Genomic DNA, 22,513 nt, shown 5'->3' with positions numbered 1-22,513 from the left:
TGGGAGCGGGCTTGCTCGCTCCCACAAGGGTTTTTTATTTACAAGGTTAAGGTCAGGCGTTTGACCAAGGCCCCTGGCAGCAGATTTGAGGCGGTGTTGCGCTGGCTGTAGGTGCTGGCCGACAGCAGCAGTTCCCGATCAGCGGTCAGCGCTTCCAACTGCGCGCCGAGCAGGTTGTAGACGCTGTCATCAAAACGCATGGTGCTGACCGGCGCCTTGATCTCGCCGTCTTCCACCCAGAAGGTGGCGAAGCGCGTCATGCCGGTCAGGCGGGCCGCCGGCAGGTCCGAATAGTTCAGGTACCACAGGTTGCTGATGTACAACCCGGTGCCCAACTGCTTGAGGATATCGGCCTGGGCCAAGTTGCCGGCGGCCATCTGTAACGCGCTGGGCGATTCATCGCTGCTTGCGCCGTTAGTGCTCAAACCATATTCAGCCGCGCTGCGCGAGTTGATCAATTGGCCATCGGCTTGCCCCGCCTTGATCAGCGTGACGTCGCCGCGCGGGTAACCTTCGGTGGAAAACGCCTGGCTCAGGGAGCCGCTGATCTGTTCCGCAACTGTCACCAGCGGGCTCAGGGACTGTTCACCGGCATACAGCTTTTGCAGCGAACTGCCCTTGCTGGCGATGGCTTGGGCGGAAAACCCGCCCCAGGTGATGATGCTGATGATTTCTTCAATCGCCGCCGGGGCGAGGTAGGCGCGATAGTGTCCGGGGGCCAGCTTGTGCAGTGGACGGCCGAGGAACTCAAGCTGCTCGCGGGCCTGCTGGAAGCGCGCGGCAAACTCGGCGCTGTCCCAAGTGTGCCCGGCGTAGCTGGCCTTTACCGCTTCGCCATTGGCGTGGAACAGACTGAAGTCGAAGTTGAAGCTATTGGCCTGGTGCCAGCCGAAGGCGCCCGATGAACTGGCAAAGCCCCGGCTGATGGGGCCGGCCGCATAAAAGCCGACCAGGTCCACGCCTTGGGCGGCCCGGCTGATGTCTTCCAGTACTTGGGCCAGTTCCGGCAGCGGGCGAGTTTGTTCGTTGTTGCTTTGCCAGGCGTTGTGGTTCAGCAGCAGGTACGGGTCTTGTGGCAGCAGCGGCAGGGTTTCGCGCAACTGTTGCAGGCCATCGGCCAAACGCTGGCGGTCCAGCTCGGGCTCGCCGGCAAGGGTGATGCCGAGGTCGGCGTGGCGGCCATCGTTGATCAGTTTCAGGTTGAGGCTGGCCTGTTGCACCTGGCCCGCCTGGCGCACCTTGGCGTGATTGAAGCGCACGAATTCGGACGCTTCATCCGCATAGCCGAGGTGGAATTGTTCATTGTCGGTGATGGCGTGTTTGAGCCACTCCACCAATGCCTTGAAGTTGTTCATCAGGCGTCTCCCCCAAATACGTCGACATCACTGAATACGCAGGCCGGTGACGCATGGCCGACGCGGATCACCTGATTGGGTTCGCCTTTGCCGCAGTTCGGCGTGCCCAGGACCTTGAAGGTGCTGGCGTCACCGACCGCGCTGAGGTTGCGCCAGAAGTTGGCAGAAATGGCGCGGTAGTTAGGGTTCTTCACCACACCTTTCAGCTCGCCGTTCTCGATCAATTGACCCCATTCGCAGCCGAACTGGAATTTGTTGCGCGCATCGTCGATGGACCATGAGCGGTTGGTCGACATCAGGATGCCGCTTTCAATACCGCCGATCAGTTGTGCCAGGCTCTTGTCGCCCGCTTCGATGTTCAGGTTGGCCATGCGGTCGATGGGCGCACGGTTCCAACTGCTGGCCCGGCTATTGGCCACGCCGCTCATACCCGAACGGAATTGCGACAGCGCACCGCCCAGCGGTTTGAGCAGCAACCCTTCGCGGATCAGGAACTGCTTGCTGGCGGGCGTGCCGTCGTCGTCATGACTGTAGCTGGCGAGTTGCTCTGGGATGTCCGGGTCGAACGTCACGTTGAGCAACTTGGAGCCATAGTGCAGATGGCCGAAGTCGCTGGCCTTCACAAAACTGGTGCCGGCGTAATTGCGCTCGTCACCCAGGATGCGGTCCAGCTCCAGCGGGTGGCCGATGGATTCGTGGATCTGCAGGATCATCTGGTCAGGCATCAGCAACAGGTCGCGCGGGCCGTTGGGGGTGTTGGGCGCGAGCAGCAGTTGCAGGGCTTCGTCGGCAATGCGTGGCGCTGCGCCGACCAGGCCGAAGCGGCTGATCACATCAAAGCCACCTTGCTGGCCAAAGTTGCTGCCGCCCAGGGTGCGGCTCTGGCTGTCGTTGCCATCGTAGGCCGTGACATTGACGCCGGGGAACACGAAGCGCTGGGCCTGGCGCAGCTCGGCGCCGGCGTTGTTGAGGTAGATCTGCTCGACGTGTGTCAGGCCGAGGCTGACTTCCCAGCTCACCAAGCGCTCGTCCTTGGGCACAGCGGCAGATTCGTCGCCCAGCAATTGGTAGCAGTCGCTCAGGGACGGGAAAGGCTGATTGAGTTCGGGGGACAGGTAGTCCGCCACATCGCTGGAGACATGCTGGTCACGCAGGTCGAGCAGGGCGTGGGGTTTGATCAACCGGGCTTGCTGTTCGGCACGCTCAAGGGCGGCTTGCAGGCCAGGCAGGGATAGATCGTTGGTCGCCGCGTAGGCTTCCACACCGTTGAGACGCACGGTGAGCATGGCGCCTTCGTCGTGGTTCAGGTGCGGTGGTTCAGCGACGTTTTTGCGTACGGCCAGGTATTGGCCGGACTCGCGTACGTAGCGCAGCGAGAAGAATTCGGCGCGCGTGCGCAGGGCTGTGAAGTGTTTTTTGAGTGTGGCGTGGTGGTCGAACATGGGGCCTTCCTTGTGGGCGGCTCGTCGCGGGCAGGCAAACAGAGTAGGCCTGGGCTGGGAGCTGATCAAGGAAAGGCAACCATTTGTGTAGCTTGAGCTTATTGTGGTGAGCAGGCTTTTTGTGGTGAGCGGGCTTGCCCCGCGCTGGAGTGCGAAGCGCTCCCAAGATTTTTGGGGCCGCTGCGCAGCCCAGCGCGGGGCAAGCCCGCTGACCACACACACACAAAGCCTGTTGGCCACAAGGTTCAGCGTTATTGCGCCGAAGGGCCCACTTCACGCATCGGCTTGCCACGCACCGGCGCATCGCCCGCCACGTAGTAGTCGGCGGTGCTGCGCGGCAGCGGCTGGCGGCCACGGATCTTGTCGGCGATTTTCTCGGCGATCATGATCGTCGGCGCGTTCAGGTTACCGGTGGTGATGATCGGCATGATCGACGCATCCACAACGCGTAGGCCCTGCATGCCATGCACGCGGCCTTCGCCGTCCACTACGGCCATCTCATCGGTGCCCATCTTGCACGAGCAGGACGGGTGGAACGCAGTCTCGGCGTGCTCGCGGATGAACTTGTCGAGCTGCTCATCGGTTTGCACGTCAATGCCGGGGCTGATCTCGCGGCCACGGTACTGGTCGAGTGCCGGCTGCTGCATGATTTCACGGGTCAGGCGGATGCCGTCGCGGAATTCCTGCCAGTCCTGCTCGGTGGCCATGTAGTTGAAGAGGATGCTCGGGTAGTCCCGTGGGTTCTTCGACTTCAATTGCACGCGGCCACGGCTTGGGGAACGCATGGAGCCCATGTGCGCCTGGAAACCGTGCTCTTTCACACCGTTGCTGCCGTTGTAGTTAATCGCCACCGGCAGGAAGTGGTACTGGATGTTCGGCCATTCAAATTCTTCACGGGTACGGATGAAACCGCCCGCTTCGAACTGGTTGCTGGCGCCAATGCCGGTGCCGTTGAACAGCCACTCGGCGCCGATCGCCGGCTGGTTGTACCAGAGCAGCGACGGGTACAGCGACACGGGCTGAGTGCACGCATATTGCAGGTATAGCTCAAGGTGGTCCTGCAGGTTTTCGCCGACGCCTGGCAGGTCGTGTACTACCGGGATGTCCAGGCTTTCCAGCAGCTTGGCCGGACCGACACCGGAGCGTTGCAGCAGCTGCGGCGAAGCGATTGCGCCGCTGCACACCAGCACTTCTTTGCGCGCGCGGGCTTCAACGCGCTCTTCGGCAGCGCCGATCAGGTAACGCACGCCAACGGCACGCTTGCCTTCGAACAACACCTTGTCGGTAAGGGCGTGGGTGACGATGGTCAGCGTGGAGCGCTTCTTGGCGGTATCCAGGTAACCGCGTGCGGTGCTGGCGCGACGGCCGTTCGGCGTGACGGTACGGTCCATCGGGCCGAAGCCTTCTTGCTGGTAGCCGTTCAAGTCTTCGGTACGCGGGTAACCGGCCTGCACGCCGGCTTCGACCATGGCGTGGAACAGTGGGTTATTGCCGGCTTTCGGCGTGGTCACGCTGACCGGGCCATCGCCACCGTGCCAGTCGTTCGGGCCGATGTCGCGGGTTTCGGCCTTGCGGAAATAGGGCAGGCAGTCGAGGTAGGTCCAGTTTTCCAGGCCTGGCAATTTCGCCCAGTTGTCGTAATCCATGGCGTTGCCACGGATGTAGCACATGCCGTTGATCAGCGAAGAGCCGCCGAGGCCCTTGCCGCGACCGCACTCCATGCGACGGCCGTCCATGTGTGGCTCTGGATCGGTTTCGTAGGCCCAGTTGTAGCGGCGGCCTTGCAGTGGGAAGGCCAGGGCGGCTGGCATCTGGGTACGGAAGTCGAGACGGTAGTCCGGACCGCCGGCTTCCAGCAGCAGGACGGTGACGCCTTCGTCTTCGGTCAGACGGGTCGCCAGGGTGTTACCGGCGGAGCCGGCCCCCACAATGATGTAATCGTATTCTTGGGACATTGGATGCACCCTCTTTGATGTGTGGTCAGGTCGGGCCTCATCGGGGGCAAGCCCCCCTCCCACATTTGATCGGGTTTACACAGTCAAAGGTGGGAGGGGGCTTGCCCCCGATGGCGGCCTCAAAGGCACTACAAGGCTCGGGTTCTTAGAACACCGAGGCGTAGTCGCCCAACTCAACCTGTACCGATTTGATGCGGGTGAAGTTGTTCAGCGAGCTGATGCCGTTCTCACGGCCAACACCCGACTGCTTGTAGCCACCGACCGGCATCTTCGCGTCGGACTCGCCCCAGGCGTTGATCCAGCAGATACCCGCTTCCAGCTGATGAATCACGCGGTGGGCGCGGTTCAGGTCTTTGGTCACCAGGCCAGCAGCCAGGCCGAAGTCGGTGTCGTTGGCGCGGCGGATCACTTCTTCTTCGGTTTCGTAGGTGAGGATGCTCATCACTGGGCCGAAGATTTCTTCACGCACGATGACCATGTCGTCGGTGCAGTCGGTGAACACGGTCGGGGCCACGAAGGCGCCTTTGGCGAATTCGCCGTCGGTCAGGCGGTCGCCACCGCACAGCAGGCGGGCGCCTTGCTCTTTGCCCTTGGCGATGTAGCCCAACACGCTTTCCATGTGGGCAAAGCTGACCAGCGGACCGAAGTTGGTGTTTTCGTCTTCCGGGTTGCCAACGCGAATGCGCGCGACACGCTCAACGATCTTGGCTTCGAACGCAGCTTGCAGGTGCTTCGGTACGAACACGCGAGTGCCGTTGGTGCAGACCTGGCCGGAGCTGTAGAAGTTGGCCATCATCGCGGTGTCGGCGGCGCGGTCGAGGTCGGCGTCATCGAAGATGATCAGCGGGGACTTACCGCCCAGTTCCATGGTCACGTCTTTGAGCGAAGAGCTGGAAGCGCTGGCCATGACTTTCTTGCCGGTGTCGGTGCCACCGGTGAACGAGACTTTCTCGATGCGCGGGTGTTCGGTCAGCCAGGTGCCGACTTCACGGCCGCTGCCGGTCAGCACGTTGAACACGCCTGCCGGAACGCCGGCTTCGGTGTAGATCTCGGCCAGTTTCAGGGTAGTCAGCGAGGTGACTTCGCTCGGCTTGAAGATCATCGCGTTACCGGCGGCCAGTGCCGGTGCGGATTTCCACAGGGCGATCTGGATCGGGTAGTTCCACGCGCCGATACCGGCAACCACGCCCAGCGGCTCACGGCGGGTGTAGACGAACGAGGTGTCACGCAGTGGGATCTGCTCGCCTTCGATGGCTGGCACCAGGCCTGCGTAGTATTCCAGCACGTCAGCGCCGGTGACGATGTCGACGTACTTGGTTTCGGAGAAGGATTTACCGGTGTCCAGGGTTTCCAGGGCGGCCAGTTCGTCGTTGCGCTCGCGCAGGATGTCGACGGCACGACGCAGGATGCGCGAACGTTCCATGGCGGTCATGGCGGCCCAGATTTTCTGGCCTTTTTCGGCGCTGACCACGGCACGTTCAACGTCTTCTTTAGTGGCGCGTTGCACTTGGGCGAGAACTTCACCGTTAGCCGGGTTGATGGCGTCGAAGGTGGCATCGCTGCCAGCGTCGCTGTAACCGCCGTCAATGTAGAGTTTTTGCAGGTCGAAACGGGCCATAAAGTCCTCGCAAGTGCATAAGTGGTTGGCGTTAACCGCCGAACAGTGGGCCATAAGGGTGTGGCAACACTGAGCGGCAGCAGTTCAGGGGTTGAGCGGTTGTGTGTGCTCTAACTCACCTGCTTGGCCAATTGGAAATCCATGTATTCGTAAGCGATCCGTTGCGCCTGCGCCGTGTCGAAAGCGTCTCCCGACAGGGCGCCGCGCAACCACAAACCGTCGATCAGGGCCGCCAGGCCTCGGGCTGCTTTGCGTGCGTGCGGCAGCGGCAGCACTCGGCGGAACTGGCAGCACAGGTTGGAATACAGACGTTGATCGTTGATCCGCTGCAACCTGTGCAATGACGGGTGGTGCATGCTGGTGGCCCAGAAGGCCAGCCAGGTTTTCATTGCCGGGCCGTTGACCTGGCTGGCATCGAAGTTGCCCTCGATGATCACCTGAAGGTGCGCCCGTGGGCTGTCATCCTTCAGTGCGAGCCTGCGTTCGTGGACGTTCTCGATCAGCACATTCATCAAGTACCGCATCGTCGCGGCGATCAGGCCGTTCTTGTCCTGAAAGTAGTGACTGATGATGCCGTTCGAGACGCCGGCCAAACGGGCGATCAGCGCAATGCTGGCATCTCCCATTCCGACCTGATCGATGGCCGTTAGCGTGGCTTCGATCAACTGCTGGCGGCGTATGGGTTGCATACCGACCTTGGGCATGTAGCACCTCTCCTTAGGCCTGCCGATGGGCGATCAACGTCCGTCGGCTTGAGGGCCAGTCTATTTTGTTTTGATTGAACGTTCAATCAACAAAGAATAAGATCTGCGACAAATGGTCGCGTCCTACAGGTATTTCCTACATGTAGTCACGACATCTGGCACCTGGTTAAACCCCTGAAACGTCCCTGGGCACTGCGCTCATGGGGTGCAGGGATTTAAGGGGTGTCTTTATAACACCCGTCCGTCGACTGCCGAAAAATCGATGTCCCGGGATAACCGTTGCCTTGTGTTTCTCTCTCGCACTGCCCGGAGCATCTGCGCCATGAGTTCTGCCTCTCTTATAAAGACCCCGCCAGAAAAGGTGCGGGTCAACGGTTGGGTGTTCTACACCTCCACCGCGTTGATTCTGTTGTTGACTGCCATCCTGATCATCGCCCCGCAGGAGGCCGGGCGCATGCTCGGTGTCGCCCAGGCGTGGCTGTCGAAAAGCTTTGGCTGGTACTACATGGTGGTCATCGCCGCCTACCTGGTGTTTGTGGTCGGCCTGGCGTTTTCCTCCTACGGCAAATTGAAACTGGGCAGCAAGGACGACACCCCGGACTTCAGCTACGGCGCCTGGGCCGGCATGTTGTTCTCGTCGGGCATCGGCATTTCGCTGCTGTACTTCGGCGCTTCCGAGCCGCTGGACCACTACTTCAACCCGCCCGAAGGCGCTGCCGCCAGCAATGGCGCCGCACGCCAGGCGCTGCAATTGACCTTCCTGCACTGGGGCTTGCACGGCTGGGCGATCTACGCCCTGGTCGGCCTGGCCGTGGCGTACTTCGCGTATCGCCATAACCAGCCGCTGGCCTTGCGTTCGGCGCTGTACCCGCTGGTGGGCGAGCGTTGGGTGAAAGGCGCGGCCGGACACGCGGTGGACGGTTTCGGCATGTTCGTGACGCTGCTGGGCCTGGTGACGAACCTGGGGATTGGTTCGATGCAGGTGTCGTCCGGGCTGGAAAACCTGTTCGGCATGGAACACAGCAACACCAACCTGCTGATTGTGATCATCGTGATGAGCACCGTGGCGACCATCGCCGCTGTGTCGGGCGTGGAGAACGGCATCCGCCGCCTGTCCAACCTCAACATCGTGCTGTTCAGCGGCCTGCTGATCTTCGTGCTGCTGTTCGGCCCGACCCTGCACTTGCTCAACGGCTTGGTGCAGAACACCGGTGACTACCTCAACGGCATCATCCTGAAAACCTTCGACCTCTACGTGTACGAAGGCGACGCCGACAAAACCGAACGCTGGATGGGCCTGTGGACCCTGTTCTACTGGGCCTGGTGGATTTCCTGGGCGCCATTCGTGGGCATGTTCATCGCGCGTATTTCCCGTGGACGCACGGTGCGTGAACTGGTGGCCGGCGTGCTGCTGATCCCGCTGGGCTTTACCCTGGCGTGGCTGTCGATCTTCGGCAACTCGGCTTTGGACCTCGTGCTGAACCACGGTGCGGTGGCGTTGGGCAAGACCGCGCTGGAACAGCCGTCCATGGCCATCTATCAACTGCTTGAGCATTACCCTGCGTCGAAAATCGTCATCGGTGTGTCGATTTTCGTAGGCTTCGTGCTGTTCCTGACCCCGGCGGATTCCGGCGCGGTGATGATGGCCAACCTGTCGTGCAAAGGCGGCAACGTGGACGAAGATGCGCCGCACTGGTTGCGGATCTTCTGGTCGGCGGTGATCACCCTGGTGACCATCGGTCTGTTGTTCGCCGGCAACTTCGAAGCCATGCAGACCATGGTGGTGCTGGCCGGGCTGCCGTTCTCGGTGGTGTTGATCTTCTTTATGTTCGGCTTGCACAAAGCCATGCGCCAGGATGTGGCCATCGAACAGGAGCAGGCGCAACTGGCTGAGCGTGGCCGCCGTGGTTTCAGCGAGCGTTTGACCGCGCTGGACCTGCAGCCGAGCCAAGGCACCGTGCAACGCTTTATGGACAAGCACGTCACCCCGGCGCTGGAAGAAGCGGCGACGGCGTTGCGTGAACAGGGGCTGGAGGTGCAGACACTGCTGGGTAAATCCAAGCGCTGCATCGGTGTGCGCATCGAGATGGAAGAGGGCAACCCGTTTGTCTACGAAGTGAGCCTGGATGCTTACTCGTCGGCACCGAGCGACCTGCCCGAGGAAGAGCGTACGCGTTACTACCGCGCCGAGGTCTACCTGCACAACGGACCTCAGGAGTACGACCTGATGGGCTTCGCCCAAGAACAGATCACCCGGGACGTGCTCGATCAGTTTGAAAGCCATCGGCAGCTCCTTGGCCGTGTCTATAGCTGATACGTGAGCTAGGTGGTGTCTTCACTGGCACCACTGTTCCAATGTTGGAATGGGATCAACTGTGGGAGCTGGCTTGCCTGCGATAGCGGTAGTGAATTCACCACCGCTATCGCAGGCAAGCCAGCTCCCACATTGTTTCTTCAATTGCTTTTGCGGTATCTGTCAGCCGAGGTTCTTGCCCAGCAGGGCATGGTAAAGCTCGCTGTCGCCCAAGATCCCCACTACCTGGTTGTTGTCATGCAACACCAGCTTGTTCCCGGTGTGATAGCGAATCTGCAACGCATCGCGCATGCCGATGTTCGAGTCCACCAGCGTCGGCACTCGGCCCAAACCTTCCACCGCTTGCCCCGGTGCCCAGTTCTGCAAATTCATCACCGCGCCATTCTGACGGGCACCCTTGATGGTGTTGCCTTCGGCCAGGTCCAGCCACGAGTCGCCGCCCGGGTCCAGGCACACCGAACCGTTGACGCGCTTGCAGTTGTCCAGTGTGCGCATCAGGCTGCGCCCGCACAGCACGTTCAGCGGGTTGGTATGCGCGACGAAGGTGCGCACATAGTCGTCCGCCGGGTTCAGCACGATCTCTTCCGGCACGCTGTACTGGATGATCTTGCCGTCTTTCATGATCGCGATGCGGCTGCCCAGTTTGAGCGCCTCGTCGAGGTCGTGGCTCACGAACACGATGGTCTTGCTCAGCTTGCGTTGCAGCTCCAGCAACTCGTCCTGAAGGCCTTGGCGGATCAGCGGGTCGAGGGCGGAGAAGGGTTCGTCCATCAGCAGGATGTCGGCGTCCATTGCCAACGCGCGGGCCAGGCCGACGCGCTGTTGCATGCCGCCGGAGAGTTCGTCCGGCTTCTTGTTGCGCCATTGGGTCAGGCCTACCAGTTCGAGCTTTTCGTCCACCAGCTTGCGCCGGTCCTTCTCCGGACGGCCCTGCATTTCCAGGCCGAAGCTGATGTTCTCGCGCACCGTCAGCCAAGGCATCAGGGCGAATTTCTGGAACACCATGGCGATGCGTTTGGTGCGCATCATTTTCAGCTCGGCAGGTGTGCAGGACGCGATGTCGATCTGGCGACCTTCATGTTCCACGAACAGTTGCCCACGGCTGACGGTGTTGAGGCCATTGATGCAGCGCAACAAGCTGGATTTGCCGGAGCCCGACAGGCCCATCAGCACGCAGATTTCGCCTTTCTCGATATCCAGGCTGGCTTTTTCAACGCCGACAATCTGCCCGGTCTTTTTCAGGATCTCATTACGGCTCATGCCCTGATCCAGCAGCTTGAGCGCTTCACGTGGGTCTTTGGAGAAGATCACGTCGACTTTGTCGAATCGGATAATGCTCATGCATCACCCCCTACTTTAGCGTCGGGTTGTTTGCAGATGCGGTCGAGCATGATGGCCAGCAGCACGATCGCCAGACCGGCTTCAAAGCCCAGGGCGATGTCGGCGGTGTTGAGTGCGTTGACCACGGGTTTGCCGAGGCCGTCGGCGCCCACCAGGGCCGCGATCACCACCATCGACAACGACAGCATGATGCATTGGGTAATGCCGGCGGCAATGCTCGGCATGGCGTGGGGCAGTTCAATGCGCGAGAGCAACTGACGGCGCGAGCAGCCAAAGGCCTTGCCGGCGTCCATCAACTCTTGCGGTACATCACGGATACCCAGATAGGTCAGACGGATCGGCGCGGCAATCGCGAACACCACCGTGGAAATCAGCCCAGGCACCACACCCAGCCCGAAGAGGGTCAGGGTAGGGATGAGGTAGACGAAGGTCGGTACGGTCTGCATCAGATCGAGCACCGGCCGCATCATGGTGTAGAACAACGGTTTGTGCGCGGCAACAATGCCCAGCGGCACACCGATGACCACGCAGACCAGGGTGGCGAACAGCACTTGCGCCAGGGTCTCCATGGTTTCCTGCCAGTACCCCAGGTTGAGGATCAGCAGGAAGGAGGCGATGACAAAAACAGTCAGTCCCCATTTACGTTGGATAAAGTGAGCCAGCAGCGCAATCAGACCGATCAATGCCAGCGGATTGAACCAGGTCAGCGCGAACGTCACGCCGTGGATCATCGTTTCCAGGGTCGATGCGATTGCGTCGAAGTAGTTGGCGCCGTGTTGGGTCAACCATTCGACGAAGGCAGCGATGTACTGGCCTAGTGGGATTTTCTGTTCAGTCAGCATGGTAGTGAATGTCCACATGCGAAGAGGGAAAACATCCCGGGGCAGCGCACCGCCCCGGGGACAACATTACTTGGCGAGGTAGGCTTTAACGGCGTCGAGTCCTGGTTTGCCATCTACGGTAGTGACACCGGCGAGCCAGGTGTCGAGGACTTGTGGGTTGGCTTTCAGCCAGGCCTTGGCGGCGGCGTCAGGCTTTTGTTTGTCGTCCAGGACGTTACCCATCAGGGTGCTTTCCATGTTCAGGGTGAACACCAGGTTTTTCAGCAACTGGCCCACGTTGCTGCATTCCTCGGTGTAGCCCTTGCGGGTGTTGGTGTAGATGGTGGCCTGGCCGTAGTTGGGGCCGAACGAGTCGTCCCCGCCGGTCAGGTACTTCATCTTGAAGCGGGTGTTCATCGGGTGCGGTTCCCAGCCGAGGAACACGATGGCCTGGTCGCGCTTGGTGGCGCGTTCGACCTGGGAGAGCATGCCGGCTTCGCTGGATTCGACGACTTTGAAGCCGGCGGTTTTCAGGCCGAAGGCGTCTTTGTCGATCAGGGTCTGGATGGTGCGGTTGCCGTCATTGCCTGGCTCGATGCCGTAGATCTTGCCGCCCAGCTCATCCTTGAATTTGGCGATGTCGGCGAAGTCCTTGAGGCCCTTGTTGTACAGCGCTTCCGGGACGGCCAGGGTGTACTTGGCGTTCTCCAGGTTGGCGCGCACGGTTTCCACGGTGCCGGCATCACGGTACTGCTTGATGTCGTTTTCCATGGTCGGCATCCAGTTGCCGAGGAAGATGTCCATGTTCTTGCCGTCGGCCAGGGACTTGTAGGTCACTGGTACCGAAATCATCGTGGTGCGCGGCTTGTAGCCCAGGCCCTTGAGGATCTCGCTGGTGGTCGCGGTGGTGACGGTGATGTCGGTCCAGCCGACATCGGAGAAGTTGACGGTCTGACATTGTGCCGGTTCTGCGGCGTGCGCCATGACTGGCAGACTCAGCATGGCGGCCAACAACAACGAGGGTGAACCTTTCATCTGGGTAGACTCCTGTGTTTTTTCTGGCGGCATTCGCCGCGCTTTATAAGTGTTGCGGTTGGTGCGTGCGACAACAGCTCTGGCACGGTGCCTTGCAAACGAGTCGAGACTGATCATGTACCAGTGAAAATCTGACGCCTACAGGGGGCGTCGTATCCAGTACAGGGATGGTCGTATCCAGTGTCGGTGACGTCGCTTACAGATTTTTCCAGCGGCAAAACTGCAGGTTTTGCCCATCTGCACCGCTAAAAACGGCCAAAACAGGTGATCGCACCGTAGCGACGCTTGTGAGCATGAGTGCGTCGGTGTGAGACGCCGTGACGGCAAGTAAAAGCTTGATGATGCCGCCATCTGGGCGATCTGAGCGTAGCAGCTCGTTGGTGTCCGGCCTGTTCACCTGCGGAGTTCCACGTTAATGGCTATCAGTGTTTTCGACCTGTTCAAGATCGGCATCGGGCCTTCGAGTTCTCACACCGTCGGCCCCATGCGCGCCGCGGCGTTGTTCGTTCAAGGCTTGCGTGAACGTGAACTGTTGGAACAAGTGCGGCGCGTCGAAGTTCAGCTCTACGGCTCCTTGTCCGCCACCGGCATCGGCCACGGCAGCGATACCGCGACCATCATGGGCCTGATGGGCGAATGGCCGGACGCGATCGATCCGTCGCAAATCGGCCTGCGCATTCACACCCTGCGCGAGACCGACACGTTGCTGCTGGACGGGCGCCTGCCGGTGCCCTTCGTGTGGGCGCGGGACATGCGCCTGCTCGACGAAAACCTGCCGTTCCACCCCAACGCCATGACACTGGTGGTGTTCGGTGACAAGGGTGAACTGCACCGCGATACCTACTATTCAGTAGGCGGCGGTTTTGTAGTGGATGAAGCCCAGGCGCAAAGCGGCGTGGCCGATATGGACCGTACCGAGTTGCCTTACGACTTTTCCAGCGCGGTGGAGCTGCTGCAGTTGTGCAAGACCCACAACCTGCGCGTCGCGGAGTTGATGCTGGCTAACGAAAAAACCTGGCGCTCCGAAGAAGAAATTCGCAGCGGCCTGATGAAACTCTGGCGCGCCATGCAGGATTGCGTGGAGCAGGGCCTCAAGCACGAAGGCATCCTGCCTGGCGGCCTGAACGTGCGCCGCCGCGCCGCCAAGTTGCATCGCAGCCTGCAAGAGTTGGGTAAGCCGAACGTGATCGGTTCGACCTTGAGCGCCATGGAATGGGTCAACCTGTTCGCCCTGGCAGTCAACGAGGAAAACGCCGCCGGTGGACGCATGGTCACCGCACCCACCAACGGCGCGGCGGGGATTATCCCGGCGGTGTTGCACTACTTCATGAAGTTCAGCGAGGAAGTCACCGAAGCCAATGTGGTCGACTACCTGCTGGGTGCGGCGGCGGTGGGGATCCTGTGCAAGAAGAACGCCTCGATCTCCGGTGCCGAAGTCGGTTGCCAGGGTGAAGTGGGTTCGGCCTGCGCGATGGCGGCTGCTGGTTTGGCCGAGATCCTTGGCGCCACGCCGGAACAGCTGTGCAACGCCGCCGAAATCGGCTTGGAACATAACTTGGGCCTTACCTGCGACCCGGTGGGTGGGCTGGTGCAAGTGCCGTGCATCGAGCGCAATGCAATTGCGGCAGTGAAGGCGATCAACGCGGCGCAAATGGCGCTGCGTGGCGATGGCCAGCACTTTATCTCTCTGGACCGGGTGATTCGCACCATGCGCGATACCGGGGCGGATATGCATGACAAATACAAAGAGACATCGCGGGGTGGGTTGGCGGTCAGCGCTGTTGAATGTTGAGACCGCGTCGCCTGTATTCGCGAGCAAGTCGAATCGTCGCACCGCCGCTCCCAGATTTGATCGAGTTCCAACATGAGAACGCGGTCAAGTGTGGGAGCGGGCGTGCTCGCGAATACGGTAGTCCAGACAACATTGCGCATAAAGTGAACACCCGGATGCAAAAGCGCCACCTTTTAGCGCGTCGCAAACAGATAAGTAGCTACCGAACGATTTCCCGCCCGACCCGCTGTCACCCGTGCTTGGGGTGACAGACTTTTCCCACACCCGCAAAGCGCCTTCCCACAAGTGCTACCGATCTGCTCACGCCCCGTGGGCAGACTCATTCCTACGGCTGATTTCAGCTATATCCGTACTCGCGGCGCGGGCTTATCTAGACGCGTCATCAGGTCGTTTTTAGGAGTTATTGGATGGCCATTCAATTTTAGGCATGGCATTTGCTCTATCAATTCAAAGCCTCTCTCCTCGCTGGATGAAGAGCGCAATAACAAGAGCCTCGCCTGAGGCCATCACCCGCTTTGTGTGAGGAGATACCGCGATGACGTCGTTCAACTCCGGGGCCCAACCCCAGAACCGTGCGCCTCAATCCATCGGCTTTTTGCTGCTGGACAATTTCACGCTGATTTCCCTGGCCTCCGCAGTCGAACCCCTGCGCATGGCCAACCAGCTTTCCGGCCGCGAGCTGTATCGCTGGACGACCTTGAGCGTCGACGGAAACCAGGTGTGGGCCAGCGACGGTCTGCAAATCACCCCCGATGCTTCCATGCACAAAGCTCCGGCCCTGGACACCGTGATCGTGTGCGGCGGCGTGGGCATCCAGCGCACCGTTACCCGTGAGCATGTGTCGTGGCTGCAAAGCCAGGCGCGTCAGTCCCGTCGCCTCGGCGCGGTGTGCACCGGCAGTTGGGCCTTGGCCTGCGCCGGTTTGCTCGATGGGTTTGATTGCAGCGTGCACTGGGAATGCCTGGCCTCGATGCAGGAAGCCTTCCCCCGTGTGGCCATGAGCACACGCCTGTTCACCCTCGACCGCAACCGCTTCACCAGCTCCGGCGGCACCGCACCACTGGACATGATGCTGCACCTGATCAGCCGCGACCACGGCCGTGAACTGTCGGCCGCGATCTCCGAGATGTTCGTGTACGAACGCATCCGCAACGAACAGGATCACCAGCGTGTGCCGCTCAAGCACATGCTCGGCACCAACCAGCCGAAGCTGCAGGAAATCGTCGCGCTGATGGAAGCCAACCTGGAAGAACCGATCGACCTGGACGAACTGGCGGTGTACGTCGCCGTGTCGCGTCGCCAGTTGGAGCGCCTGTTCCAGAAATACCTGCATTGTTCGCCGTCGCGTTACTACCTCAAGCTGCGCCTGATCCGTGCACGGCAGTTGCTCAAGCAAACGCCGATGTCGATCATCGAAGTGGCGTCGGTGTGCGGGTTTGTCTCCACACCGCATTTCTCCAAGTGCTACCGCGAATACTTCGGCATTCCGCCACGGGATGAGCGTGTGGGTTCCAACACCACCCAGCAAGTGGCGATGATGCCAATTCCGCAGGCACTGGTGTTGTCACCGTTGTCGGGGCCGATGTCGGCGTTGAGTCAGGCCAGAAACGAATCGACGTTCGCCAGCGTAAGGCTCTAGACCTTTTGGTGAACGTTCTGTTGTGGTGAGCGGGCTTACTGTGGTGAGCGGGGCAAGCCCGCTCACCACAACGATTTATCAGGCGCCGGAGTTCTGTTTGAACTGCACCAATGCCGGCAACAGCTGCTTGTCGATCGCCTGCCTCACGGCCGGCAGAATCGTCGCGCTGCCGGTATACATCTGCTCAACCATGCCCTTGAGGGCCTTGGCCCGCGCCGGGCTCAAACCGCGTACGGCGCACTCGCAGGCCTGTTCGGCGGTGGCGCCACTGGACACTTCGAAACCCAGTGAGCGCAGTTGGCCCAGCAGGTCATCCTGGTCAATCAAATCCGCATGCATCATGACGTTTATCCTGGTAAAGGGAACGGGGCTTGAACTGGATTCTGGTAGCCACCCAAGCGGTCGGCAAGGGCCGATTGCACGAATGCCTCAGATGGCTATGAGCATGTCGTTTTCGGGCCGTTTACCGAACGCATTAATGGGCACACTGAATTCAGGCACTCAGCTTGAAGGTTTGGTCACCCTCAGGATGTCACGCTCACACAAGGCACTCTGCCCCGATCCAGTCACGGCTGGATCGGGGCTTTTTTTGCCTGGGATTTGTGCTGATTACACGGACGCCATCGCCGGCACGGACTAGCGCTGCAACACCAGGATGCGCGAGAGCAATTCATCCCGGTCGATATAGCATCCCTGGAAGTGCCGCGCCCCCGAACTGGGATCAAAAGCATTGCGTGCATGCAAGGTGCGGCGGTTGTCGAAGCACCACAACTCGCCCGGGTTCAGGCGCTTGACCAGCCGAAAACGGTCCTCCCGCGTCATTGCAATAAACCGCCGGTAGGCCCGATACAGCAAGGGCATCTGTTCCACACTGGCCTCGAACGGCCCGCGCAGAAAGTTGGCCATGCGAATCTCCGCCACCTCCCCCAGGGCATCCAGCGCAATGATCGGCGCCAGGCGGCGATAGTCGCTGTGACGGTCCTTGTTGCGAAACTCCACGGGTATTTCACACAGTGCGCGAAACGCTTCTGGGTCTTCTGTGCGCAACGCATGGGCGATGGCAAACCCATCGACAAAAATGCTCTCGCCACCGCTGGCATCGTTCACCAGGCAATGCAGGAATTGCAGGCCCGGTTGCAGCTCCCGCGTGGGCAGATCAGTGTGCAAGGGCAGGTTGAAAGCGGTGTAGGCATTGCTGTCGGCATCGGCCTTGGATTGCACATTGAACAGCACGCCGAAGTTGCTCTCGCGGATAAAGGATATGCGCTTGGCGATCAGCGCCAGGGAGCCGGGCTCGGTTGGGACGCCCCGGATTTGCGTCAGGCCTGAATCGCGCAGCGCCAGCAACCATTGCAGTAGCGCGTTCGGGTCTTCCATGACGGCCTTGTATTCGAACGCCGGCAGTTGGAAGCGACTGTCCCACAGCTGCGAATGGGGCTTTGCCGCACGGCGTTCGGCACGGGATTCATCGTCGTAGGCATGGGCCCGCAGCCAGCCGGGATCGTATTGGCTGCGGTGCCCGCCGCTCCATTCCAGGCTCAGATTGCCTTGATCAATGCATGCAGAGGCCGCACTGAGATTGGCATCCACGTCGACAATCTCCAGCACCTGCTCACGGGTCACGCTGTACACGCATTCCGTGCACGGGCAGTTATCCCGCAGCCATAGATGATGAAACGGGCTGACCCGTCCATCCACCCACTGCACAAGGATTTGATCCTCCAGCACCCTGACGTCCGCGATGTCGCAAATCTTCGGGTAAGTACGGAAATCGGCAACAGCGGCGGCAGTTTGCATGGTGGCTCCTTATTGTTTTTTGGGTGGCTATTTTTTCAGCGGCAGTCCAATCACTCGGCCAAGCAGTGCGGGGCGCGGCAGGTCGGCCTGCTCCGCACTGATAGCCGTGAGTTTTTCCAATGTGGCCTCGGTGAACGGCGCCGAATTCGGGCCCGCCAGATCAACGTGCAGTAGCATCTGCTCGTTGCCCGCCAGCTCCTTTTCATCGCCCACTAAATGCAGGCTGTGATAGAGGTGCAGGCGCTTGGCATCAAAGGCGATCAGTTGGGTATGCACCTCCACGTCGGCACCGAGTTTCACTTCGTGCAGGTAGTTGAGGTGCAGCTCCAGGGTGAACAGTGAATGGCCGCTGGCTTCGCGGTTTTCGCTGTCCAGGCCCAGGGTGTCCATCAGCGCGTCGGTGGCGTAGCTGAAGATCAGCAGGTAGAACGCGTCGCGCAGATGGCCGTTGTAGTCCACCCAGTCGGGGTGGACCTGGGTGGTGTAGGTGGTGAGTGCGGGCATGTCAGGGGTTCCGTTATTCGGCGAAGGTCATGCCGTGCTTGGCCTTGGTGGTTTTCACCGCCTCCAGCACCGCCAGCAGGCAGTCATCACGATAGCGCTCCAGCGCCGAAATGCTGTGTTTGCCCAGTTGATCGCTGGTGCCGTCGACTACATCGTCGATCAGCTTGTCGGTCAGCTTCGGCGCCGGCAGGTAGGTCCACGGCAATTGCAGCGCCGGGCCGAACTGCGCCATGAAGTGGCGCATGCCGGCGTCGCCGCCGGCCAGGGTGTAGGTCAAGAAGGTACCCATGAACGACCAGCGCAAGCCCGCGCCAAAGCGGATCGCGTCGTCGATTTCGCCGGTGGTGGCCACGCCGTCATTGACCAGATGCAGGGCCTCACGCCACAGCGCTTCAAGCAGGCGGTCGGCGATAAAGCCTGGGACCTCCTTGCGCACATGCAGGGGGCGCATGCCGAGGGATTCGTACACCTTGATCGCGGCTTGAACGGCTTCCGGCGCGGTGTTCTTGCCGCCGACCACTTCCACAAGTGGCAGCAGGTAAACCGGGTTGAACGGATGGCCGACCACGCACCGCTCAGGGTGGGTCGAGCCCTCGTAGAACTCGCTCGGCAACAGGCCGGAGGTGCTCGACCCAATCAACGCATTCGGCTTGGCCGCAGCACTGATCTTGCTGTGCAGGTCGAGTTTCAGTTCCAGGCGTTCCGGGGCGCTTTCCTGGATGAAGTCGGCGTCTTTCACACACTCTTCAATGGTGGCGACAAAGCGCAGGCGGTCCTGAGACGCACCCGGCGCCAGGCCTTGTTTTTCCAGGGCGCCCCAGGCGTTGGCGACACGTTTGCGCAGTGCGGCTTCGGCACCGGGCGCCGGGTCCCAGGCGATTACATCCAGGCCATGGGCCAGGGCGCGGGATACCCAGCCGCTGCCGATGACACCGCTGCCGAGGGCGGCGAAGGTTTTGATTTCTGTTATAAAGCTCATGGGCCACATTCCTGAGGAGTTCGGTGATTTCTTGTGGGAGCGGGCTTGCTCGCGAATGCAGTGTGTCAGTTGATGCATTCGGTGCTGAATCACCGCATTCGCGAGCAAGCCCGCTCCCACATTTTTGATGCGTTTCGGCAGAGGGTTAGCCGCGTTTGGTGAGGCCCATCTTCACGCGACCTTCGGCCGGGGTCATGACCCGTGCACCCAGGCGGCTGAGGATTTCGCTCGCCCGTTCCACCAACTGGCCGTTGGTGGCGAGCACGCCTTTGTCCAGCCACAGGTTGTCTTCCAGGCCGACCCGCACGTTGCCGCCCAGCAGCACCGCTTGCGCCGCCATCGGCATTTGCATACGGCCGATGCCGAAGCCGGCCCACACCGCGTCGGCGGGCAGGTTGTCGACCATGGCTTTCATGGTGGTGGTGTCCGCCGGCGCGCCCCATGGGATGCCCAGGCACAGTTGGAACAGCGGGTCGTCGAGCAGGCCTTCCTTGATCATCTGCTTGGCGAACCATAGGTGGCCGGTGTCGAAGATCTCCAGCTCGGCCTTCACGCCCAGTTCCTGGATGCGCTTGGCGCCGGCCCGCAGTTGCGCCGGGGTGGAGACGTAAATAGTGTCGCCATCGCCAAAGTTCAGCGTGCCGCAGTCCAGGGTGCAGATTTCTGGCAGCAACTCTTCCACGTGAGCCAGGCGGGTCAACGGGCCGACCAGGTCGGTGTTGGGGCCGAACGCCATCGGGTTCTCGCCGCCGCCGATCTCCAGGTCGCCGCCCATGCCGGCGGTGAGGTTGACGATGATGTCGATGTCGGCCTCACGGATGCGCTCCATCACTTCGCGGTACAGGGCGACGTCGCGGCTGAACTTGCCGGTTTCAGGGTCGCGCACATGGCAGTGCACAACGGTGGCGCCGGCCTTGGCAGCTTCCACGGCGGCGGCGGCGATTTGTTTGGGGGTGACCGGCACGTGTGGGCTGCGGCTGGTCGTGTCGCCAGCACCGGTGAGTGCGCAGGTGATGATGACGTCGTGGTTCATTAGGCGGTTCCTTACAGGCGTGGTGGTGCCGTTCGCAGCCCGGTTGAGCTGCGAAACGGTGGTTCAGAAAAAGTTATTTGCTGGTCAGTTGCAGGTTGGCCGCGGCCGGCTTACCGTCGAAGGTCGTCACCCCTTCCAGCCAGCGCGCCTGGTCTTGCGGGTGATCCTTGAGCCACTGCTTGGCGGACTCGATGGCGTCCTTGTGATCCAGCAGCGGCTGCATCATCCGGCTCTCGTCGGCGGCGGTGAAGGTCAGGTTGGTCAGCAGTTTGTGCACGTTCGGGCATTGCTCGGCGTAGTTCGGCGCGGTGACGCTCCAGACGGTGGCCATGCCTTCGTTCGGGCCCAGGGCGTCGTCGCTGCCGGTGAGGTAGGTCATGGCGACGTTGACGTTCATCGGGTGCGGCGCCCAGCCGAAGAACACCACGGCTTCCTTGCGGCGCACCGCCCGGTCGACGGCGGCGAGCATGCCGGCTTCACTGGATTCCACCAGCTGGAACTTGCCCAGGCCGAACTGGTTCTTGGTAATCATCGCCTTGATTTGGGTGTTGGCGCCCGAGCCTGGCTCGATGCCGTAGATCTTGCCGCCCAGTTCTTTCTCGAACTTGGCGATGTCAGCGAAGGTTTTCAGGCCCTTGTCCGCCAGGTAAGTCGGCACGGCGAGGGTGGCGCGCGCGTCTTCCAGGCTGGGCTTGTCGAGGACTTTGACTTGCTTGGCGTCGACGAACGGCGTGATGGTCTGGGTCATCAGCGGGTTCCAGTAACCCAGGAACAAGTCCAGGCGCTGGTCGCGGATGCCGGCGAAGATGATTTGCTGGGAGGCGCTGGTCTGTTTGGTCTTGTAGCCGAGGCCGTCGAGCAACACTTGAGTCATGGCGCTGGTGGCGATTACGTCGGTCCAGTTCACCACGCCCATGCGCACGTTCTGGCAGGATGCCGCGTCGGCAGCCAGTACGTTGGTGCTCAAGATGGCGCTGGCGCTGAGTGCAAGCACACAGCGGCTGATCAGTCGGTTCATGGTGGATCCCTCGGCAGGTCGTTATTGTGGGGGCCGGTGTCTTTGTGCACCGTGGAGCCAAGTTACGTAGCTTTTGGGGCGACAAAACGCACGGCGGCGACCAGCTCTTGCACTGCAGCGACCTGCCCCCTTGAATCCACCCGAGAACGGGAGTATCACAGTGCCACGCTGCCCGTCCTACGAGAGCGCCACCATGTCCCAGGATTTCTACTTTCTGCTGATGCCGGGCTTCTCGGCCATCGGCTTTATCTCCGCGCTGGAACCGCTGCGGGTGGCTAATCGCTTTCGTGGCGAGTTGTACCGCTGGCATGTGTTGAGTGCCGATGGCGGCGCGGTGCTGGCGAGCAATGGCATGTCGGTCAACGCCGATGCCGCGTTGGAGCCGCTGAAGAAAGGCGCGACCTTGCTGGTGGTGGCCGGCTTCGAACCGCTGCAATTCGCCACCCCCGCGTTGGAACACTGGTTGCGCCGTCTCGACCATGATGGCGTGACCCTCGGCGCCATTGACACCGGCGCCTGCGTCCTCGCCGAAGCGGGCCTGCTCGACGGCCACCGATTGACCCTGCACTGGGAGGCCATCGACGCCTTCAAGGAATCTTATCCACAGCTCACCGTGACCCAGGAGCTGTTCGAGATCGACCGCCGTCGCATCACCTGCGCTGGCGGCACAGCGTCCATCGACCTGATGCTCGACCTGATCGCCCAGGCCCACGGCCCCGAACTGGCGATCCAGGTCTCCGAGCAATTCGTGCTCGGCCGCATCCGTCCACGCAAAGACCACCAGCGCATGCAGATCGCCACGCGCTACGGCATCAACAACAAGAAGCTGGTGCAGGTGATCGGCGAGATGGAGCAGCACACTGAGCCGCCCCTGAGCACATTGGCCCTGGCTGAGGCGATCAAGGTCACCCGGCGCCAGCTGGAGCGGCTGTTTCGCCTGCATTTGAATGACACCCCGAGCAACTTCTACCTCGGCCTGCGCCTGGAGAAAGCCCGGCAGCTCTTACGTCAAAGCGGTATGAGTGTGCTGGAAGTGAGCATTGCCTGCGGGTTTGAGTCGCCGTCGTATTTCACGCGGAGTTATCGGGCACGGTTTGCGAAATGCCCAAGGGAAGATCGGCGACGGGAGGTCGTTTGACGGCTGATTATAGTCAATTATACTCACG

The 22,513-nt window shown here is 61.1% G+C and carries 18 protein-coding genes; 4 read left to right on the top strand and 14 right to left on the bottom strand.

Annotation, left to right across the window (positions count from 1 at the left end; translation table 11 throughout):
• Nucleotides 1-38 precede the first annotated feature (38 nt).
• The 5 genes from RB216_RS27110 to betI all read right to left on the bottom strand — a co-directional run bounded on the left by RB216_RS27110 (nucleotide 39) and on the right by betI (nucleotide 7,074).
• Nucleotides 39-1,355, bottom strand: a complete 1,317-nt coding sequence (locus tag RB216_RS27110) for a TldD/PmbA family protein (protein ID WP_068937844.1) — start codon at nucleotides 1,353-1,355, stop codon at nucleotides 39-41.
• Nucleotides 1,355-2,797 carry a TldD/PmbA family protein gene (locus RB216_RS27105; protein WP_028618246.1) on the bottom strand — a complete coding sequence of 481 codons (1,443 nt, stop codon included), beginning with the start codon at nucleotides 2,795-2,797 and terminating at the stop codon, nucleotides 1,355-1,357. The genes RB216_RS27110 and RB216_RS27105 overlap by 1 nt, the downstream gene beginning before the upstream one ends.
• A gap of 251 nt (nucleotides 2,798-3,048) precedes the next feature.
• Nucleotides 3,049-4,752, bottom strand: coding sequence for a choline dehydrogenase (betA, locus tag RB216_RS27100; RefSeq protein ID WP_028618245.1), 1,704 nt, complete (start codon nucleotides 4,750-4,752; stop codon nucleotides 3,049-3,051).
• Nucleotides 4,753-4,897: 145 nt separating this feature from the next.
• On the bottom strand, nucleotides 4,898-6,370 hold the full coding sequence (betB, locus tag RB216_RS27095; RefSeq protein ID WP_028618244.1) for a betaine-aldehyde dehydrogenase: 1,473 nt from the start codon (nucleotides 6,368-6,370) through the stop codon (nucleotides 4,898-4,900).
• Between the two features lie 110 nt (nucleotides 6,371-6,480).
• Nucleotides 6,481-7,074, bottom strand: coding sequence for a transcriptional regulator BetI (betI, locus tag RB216_RS27090; RefSeq protein ID WP_028618243.1), 594 nt, complete (start codon nucleotides 7,072-7,074; stop codon nucleotides 6,481-6,483).
• Between the two features lie 379 nt (nucleotides 7,075-7,453).
• Here betI and RB216_RS27085 point away from each other — a divergent pair, with 379 nt between their 5' ends.
• Entirely contained in the window at nucleotides 7,454-9,388 is a 1,935-nt protein-coding gene (locus RB216_RS27085; RefSeq protein WP_236317518.1) for a BCCT family transporter, read from the top strand.
• Between the two features lie 162 nt (nucleotides 9,389-9,550).
• On the opposite strand, the gene choV is transcribed toward RB216_RS27085, so the two are convergent.
• The 3 genes from choV to RB216_RS27070 all read right to left on the bottom strand — a co-directional run bounded on the left by choV (nucleotide 9,551) and on the right by RB216_RS27070 (nucleotide 12,585).
• The gene (gene choV, locus RB216_RS27080) at nucleotides 9,551-10,729 is read right to left on the bottom strand and encodes a choline ABC transporter ATP-binding protein (protein ID WP_028618241.1); all 1,179 of its coding nucleotides are present in this window, start codon (nucleotides 10,727-10,729) and stop codon (nucleotides 9,551-9,553) included.
• Nucleotides 10,726-11,571: a choline ABC transporter permease subunit gene (choW, locus tag RB216_RS27075; protein WP_016972877.1), complete on the bottom strand. Its 846-nt coding sequence runs from the start codon at nucleotides 11,569-11,571 to the stop codon at nucleotides 10,726-10,728. Before choW ends, choV begins: the two co-directional genes overlap by 4 nt.
• A 66-nt stretch (nucleotides 11,572-11,637) precedes the next feature.
• Nucleotides 11,638-12,585, bottom strand: a complete 948-nt coding sequence (locus RB216_RS27070) for a choline ABC transporter substrate-binding protein (protein ID WP_028618240.1) — start codon at nucleotides 12,583-12,585, stop codon at nucleotides 11,638-11,640.
• A gap of 415 nt (nucleotides 12,586-13,000) precedes the next feature.
• Here RB216_RS27070 and RB216_RS27065 point away from each other — a divergent pair, with 415 nt between their 5' ends.
• Both RB216_RS27065 and gbdR read left to right on the top strand, forming a co-directional pair.
• Nucleotides 13,001-14,377, top strand: a complete 1,377-nt coding sequence (locus tag RB216_RS27065) for an L-serine ammonia-lyase (RefSeq protein WP_028618239.1) — start codon at nucleotides 13,001-13,003, stop codon at nucleotides 14,375-14,377.
• Nucleotides 14,378-14,912: 535 nt separating this feature from the next.
• Complete coding sequence (gbdR, locus tag RB216_RS27060) at nucleotides 14,913-16,016, top strand: choline metabolism transcriptional regulator GbdR (protein WP_005792167.1); 1,104 nt, start codon at nucleotides 14,913-14,915, stop codon at nucleotides 16,014-16,016.
• A 78-nt stretch (nucleotides 16,017-16,094) separates the two neighbouring features.
• Here the strand turns inward: gbdR and RB216_RS27055 are convergent, their stop codons facing one another.
• The 6 genes from RB216_RS27055 to RB216_RS27030 all read right to left on the bottom strand — a co-directional run bounded on the left by RB216_RS27055 (nucleotide 16,095) and on the right by RB216_RS27030 (nucleotide 21,347).
• The gene (locus RB216_RS27055) at nucleotides 16,095-16,358 is read right to left on the bottom strand and encodes a hypothetical protein (RefSeq protein ID WP_028618238.1); all 264 of its coding nucleotides are present in this window, start codon (nucleotides 16,356-16,358) and stop codon (nucleotides 16,095-16,097) included.
• Nucleotides 16,359-16,652: 294 nt separating this feature from the next.
• Nucleotides 16,653-17,813: a gamma-butyrobetaine dioxygenase gene (locus tag RB216_RS27050; protein WP_122686856.1), complete on the bottom strand. Its 1,161-nt coding sequence runs from the start codon at nucleotides 17,811-17,813 to the stop codon at nucleotides 16,653-16,655.
• A gap of 27 nt (nucleotides 17,814-17,840) precedes the next feature.
• On the bottom strand, nucleotides 17,841-18,317 hold the full coding sequence (locus RB216_RS27045; RefSeq protein ID WP_078050497.1) for a thioesterase family protein: 477 nt from the start codon (nucleotides 18,315-18,317) through the stop codon (nucleotides 17,841-17,843).
• Between the two features lie 13 nt (nucleotides 18,318-18,330).
• Nucleotides 18,331-19,296 (bottom strand): L-carnitine dehydrogenase, encoded by a 966-nt coding sequence (locus RB216_RS27040; protein WP_308908083.1) that lies wholly within the window; start codon nucleotides 19,294-19,296, stop codon nucleotides 18,331-18,333.
• 145 nt (nucleotides 19,297-19,441) lie between these two features.
• The gene (gene cdhC / locus RB216_RS27035; protein WP_010207113.1) at nucleotides 19,442-20,329 is read right to left on the bottom strand and encodes a 3-dehydrocarnitine:acetyl-CoA trimethylamine transferase CdhC; all 888 of its coding nucleotides are present in this window, start codon (nucleotides 20,327-20,329) and stop codon (nucleotides 19,442-19,444) included.
• A 73-nt stretch (nucleotides 20,330-20,402) separates the two neighbouring features.
• Nucleotides 20,403-21,347 carry a choline ABC transporter substrate-binding protein gene (locus RB216_RS27030; RefSeq protein WP_177059237.1) on the bottom strand — a complete coding sequence of 315 codons (945 nt, stop codon included), beginning with the start codon at nucleotides 21,345-21,347 and terminating at the stop codon, nucleotides 20,403-20,405.
• A gap of 193 nt (nucleotides 21,348-21,540) precedes the next feature.
• Between RB216_RS27030 and RB216_RS27025 the strand changes: the two genes are divergently transcribed.
• Nucleotides 21,541-22,485 carry a GlxA family transcriptional regulator gene (locus RB216_RS27025; protein ID WP_028618233.1) on the top strand — a complete coding sequence of 315 codons (945 nt, stop codon included), beginning with the start codon at nucleotides 21,541-21,543 and terminating at the stop codon, nucleotides 22,483-22,485.
• Nucleotides 22,486-22,513: the final 28 nt, after the last annotated feature.

The sequence above is a fragment of the Pseudomonas canadensis genome, from assembly GCF_030980095.1.
GTDB lineage: Bacteria > Pseudomonadota > Gammaproteobacteria > Pseudomonadales > Pseudomonadaceae > Aquipseudomonas > Aquipseudomonas canadensis.
The sequence above is the reverse complement of the archived record's forward strand: the minus strand, read 5'-3'. Positions and strand labels throughout refer to the sequence as shown.